The sequence below is a fragment of the Candidatus Magnetobacterium casense genome (genome assembly GCF_019173545.1).
Classification (GTDB): Bacteria; Nitrospirota; Thermodesulfovibrionia; order Thermodesulfovibrionales; family Magnetobacteriaceae; genus Magnetobacterium; species Magnetobacterium cryptolimnobacter.
The window spans coordinates 1-3,742 of record NZ_JABXWD010000332.1 but is presented as its reverse complement, the minus strand read 5'-3'; the positions used below and the strand labels follow the sequence as shown (position 1 = coordinate 3,742).

Annotated in this window: 5 protein-coding genes and 1 pseudogene; all 6 read right to left on the bottom strand. The window is 51.6% G+C overall.

Annotated features, from left to right (window positions below; translation table 11 throughout):
- Positions 1–482 precede the first annotated feature (482 nt).
- Positions 483–1,298 carry an energy transducer TonB gene (locus tag HWQ67_RS14295; protein ID WP_218253364.1) on the bottom strand — a complete coding sequence of 272 codons (816 nt, stop codon included), beginning with the start codon at positions 1,296–1,298 and terminating at the stop codon, positions 483–485.
- The gene (locus HWQ67_RS14290; protein WP_218253363.1) at positions 1,295–1,702 is read right to left on the bottom strand and encodes an ExbD/TolR family protein; all 408 of its coding nucleotides are present in this window, start codon (positions 1,700–1,702) and stop codon (positions 1,295–1,297) included. The genes HWQ67_RS14295 and HWQ67_RS14290 overlap by 4 nt, the downstream gene beginning before the upstream one ends.
- Before the next feature lie 149 nt (positions 1,703–1,851).
- Complete coding sequence (locus tag HWQ67_RS14285) at positions 1,852–2,046, bottom strand: DUF2283 domain-containing protein (RefSeq protein ID WP_218253362.1); 195 nt, start codon at positions 2,044–2,046, stop codon at positions 1,852–1,854.
- A 123-nt stretch (positions 2,047–2,169) separates the two neighbouring features.
- Entirely contained in the window at positions 2,170–2,643 is a 474-nt protein-coding gene (nuoE, locus tag HWQ67_RS14280; protein WP_218253361.1) for an NADH-quinone oxidoreductase subunit NuoE, read from the bottom strand.
- Positions 2,644–2,692: 49 nt separating this feature from the next.
- On the bottom strand, positions 2,693–3,163 hold the full coding sequence (locus HWQ67_RS14275; protein ID WP_218253360.1) for a Crp/Fnr family transcriptional regulator: 471 nt from the start codon (positions 3,161–3,163) through the stop codon (positions 2,693–2,695).
- Positions 3,164–3,203: 40 nt separating this feature from the next.
- A pseudogene (locus HWQ67_RS14270) lies at positions 3,204–3,742 on the bottom strand (hypothetical protein); the annotation flags it as partial.

Sequence of the window (3,742 nt, the reverse complement as noted above, 5' to 3'; positions counted from 1 at the left end):
AGGGGACTGGTCCCCTTGCGGGGGGTTCTGAAGGGGGGCGGAGCCGCCCCTTTCTTTCTTGTATGCGGGCAATTTTGATACCCGAAAAAACTCGAATCCGATCAGTATAGCACTCCATTCAAACGAATGATCTACAAGTAGAACAGCGAGGGTGATCTGGCATAAAAAAAGGGGAGAACAGGAATGTTCCCCCGGTAGCACCACAATCAACCGTGGTCATGCAGCTACCGCCATTTCCTTCCTTCTTAGTTGGATGCTTCCCGTAGAGACCTGTGATAGCAACAGGGGTTTGCCCTTGGTTTGAACAGGGGTTGTAAACACATCCCACAAGATACATTCCTGCTGAGAGGGTGCGCTCTGTATGGGCAATTGCTCTGCCACGTCTCACCAACATGTGCAACCAGCCCCTGAATGTTGCGTTAAGCCTTTCTATATTAGGATGTGTTGATCCCCCTGCCACAAACCGCCCTCCTTCTTTCCCTTTAATTCAATCTGTAGGTTACCGGTATCACAAGATATGCCGTAACGGGAGGTTTGGGAAACGGTGCGACCTTCTTGATGGTTTCAACGGCGTTGTCATCCAGGACACGAAATCCGGAACTCTCAACAACCTTTACGTCGTCAACATGTCCGTCGGCGATTATTACAAACGATACCGTTACCTTGCCTGACCAGCCCATTTTTTGCGCCATACGTGGGTAAGCGATGTTTTTTAATATCATGTCCCTGATGTAGGCAAAGTGTTCTTTCAAATACCGCTTCTTAGCCTCCTCAGGGGCAATCTCCTGAGCGGGAGCATGCACAACAGGGGCAGGGGATGCTTCTTTGACGCCTCCTGCCGGGGAAGCAACGCCAACAGTATCAGCGGTGGATGCCATTGCACCCTGAGTCGTTGCAACCTCATCCTGATGAGTAGGCAACACCGCCGTGGATGCCCCTTGCGTGTGTGCATCTTCTGTTGGCCCGGCAACGGTTTTTAACGGGGCACTTTGTGGTATCGGCGCAGTGGGTGGTTTGGCAGGTGTGGCAATGGCACGCTTTGGAGATTCCTGTGGCCGTGGCGGTGCGACTTTTGGTTTTACGGCGCTAACAGCGGGCTTTTTTTCGGGTACATCTTGCGCAACTGCATGGGGGGCTGTGTCCTTGACGGGACTTATTACCGGTCTTTCTATGCTGAAATCTATCACAATGGGTTTCTGTCGTTGCGGTACCACAAGGGAGTTTGCCCAAACAAAAACCAGAAAAGCAACGGCATGGATAACTACAGAGATATTGAACCCCTTAAGCTGATGGTTCATCTTCTCACCTCGGTTGCGGCACCCTGCCCCTGGTCCTGACTCTGGAGGCTTACCTTCTTAAATCCCATCTGCTTTACGACGTCAAGGACACTGACAAAGACCTGAAGCCTGATATCCCTGTCTGCCCTGATGAGCACCGGCACCTCCCTGCCAACGTCTGCAAGCCTGTCCCGCAGTGCATCCGGCGACAGCGGTCTGGAGTCAACGTATATGACCCCGGCCTTGTCGATATCGATTGTTATAGTCTTGAGCGTGGTTTCACTGCCCTTGGAGGCAACCGGAAGCTCAACCGGTATGACACCCGTGGCTATAAACGTTGACGTCGTAAGCACGATGGTCAGCAGTACCAGCATGATATCCACCAGCGGTATGACGTTTATGTAATCAAACTCTTTCTCTTGCATTACGTATCTCCCATCGCATCAACTATGCACAAAAGGTATCCTCTTAAAAAAGCATGGTAAAATGGGGTCAAGGGGACTGGTCCCCTTGCGGGGGGTTCTGAAGGGGGGCGGAGCCGCCCCTTTCTTTCTTGCCTTATGTTGGTAATAAATCATAATTTCACAGGCAACAAGCGGTCTAACTTTATTTTTTGCGACGCGTTTATAATTTCTATGGCAACAATCTTATCATCCACGCCGATGCCAAGGACTATATCTTCTGAGATACGTGTATTGACAACGTCCTGTGGTCTATCGTCCAACCTGAGATACAGGATGTCTCCTCTATCGTTATAGTTGATATACATTTATGCCTTCCACTTCCCATAAAATACATATACGGTTACCGTTATTATCACATTTTTCTATAGAATATAAAAGCCTCAACTCTTTTTTTGTTCATAATAGCATAAAAATTTTATGGACTCAACCTACCTGTACTCCTGGAGGATTGCTAACATTTTTTCTATAGTCAGGCTGTCGTATGGTGCGGAGTCAACCAACATGGCCGGGGCAGTGGCGCAGGCGCCGATGCACTCCATGATCACGAGCGAAAAACGGCCATCTTCGGTGGTACCGCCAGGCTCCAGGGCATACTCTTGCCGCAACGCCTCAACGAGTTCATCCGAGCCGGCTATCATGCACGAGATGTTGGTGCAGAGCTGTATGACATGCCTGCCCATTGGCCTGGTCTTGTACATCGCATAGAAGGTCGCAACCCCCTTGATTTCGGCAGCGGGCACAGCCGTGTGGGCTGAGACCTCACGCATGGCCTCATCACTGAGCCATCCATAAACATCTTGCGCCGCATACAACGACGGCAGAACCGCCCCCTGGTGCGTCGGATAATGCCCCTGTATGTCCTTGATCCTGCCCTTCAGGGCCTCACTCTTTGTATCGTCCATGTTGTTCCTACCTTGCGTTTCCGGCCTTGCGTTTCCGGTTGCTGCCAGCCTACCTGCCCTTTGAAAACAGATACGTTGACAGGTCCATGTACTGTTTGTTCATGTCCCGGATGATTTCGCACAGATGCATACCGATCCGCTTATAGACCTTTGCCGCCATCACGGGGTCGTTTAAGGACAGTGATTCAAAGTCTCTTTTTCTAATCTTTACGACCTCAACGTCCTTATCGGCCATTGTTATGGCTGCGTGGTTGGTGCCGTCGATAAACGACATTAGCCCAAAAGTCTCACCCTCGGCCACCGTTGCATAGGGCAAGAGTTCCGCGTCCATTGTCCGCCGACAGACCCTGACCCGCCCCTTCATCAACAGATAGAGCGTCCCGCCCTCCTGGGCCTCATCGTATATGACCTCTCCGGCCTTATATGAGCCTCTGACGAAGAACGCACTTAACATCCTTTGTTCATCCCCGTCAAGACCCTCGAAGATGTCAAATCTCTCAAAAACTTCGCTATAATCCATCAGCAATCTCCTACCATGAGTCTAATTCTTGAATCCAACACTATCTGTCGCACTCGCCCAGCACCACGTCAATCGTCCCGATATTGGCAACCACGTCTGCCAGGAGGCTCCCCTCGCACAACCGCGGCAACGCCGAGACATGCACAAAGGATGGCGAGCGTATGCGCATCCTGTAGGGCTTACCGGTACCGTCGCTGACGATGTAAAACCCCAGTTCACCCTTTGGGGCCTCTATTGCCGAGTAGACCTCACCCTTTGGGGCCGTCATGGGGCCTTTTGTAATGAGCATAAAGTGATGTATGAGGGACTCCATGTCGCCGAGTACCTTGTCTTTTGCCGGTAACGTGAACTTTGGTGCATCCGGGGCCATGATCGGGCCACGAGGCAGGGCCTCGATGCACTGTTTGACGATCCTCACTGACTGCCGTAGTTCTTCGAGTCTGCAGAGGTAACGGTCATAGACGTCGCCGTTTTTGCCGACGGGGACGTCAAATTCGACCAGGTCGTAGGCATCATACGGGAAGTGCTTGCGGACGTCGTAGTTGACCCCGCAGCCCCTGAGTGTTGCCCCGGAAAAGC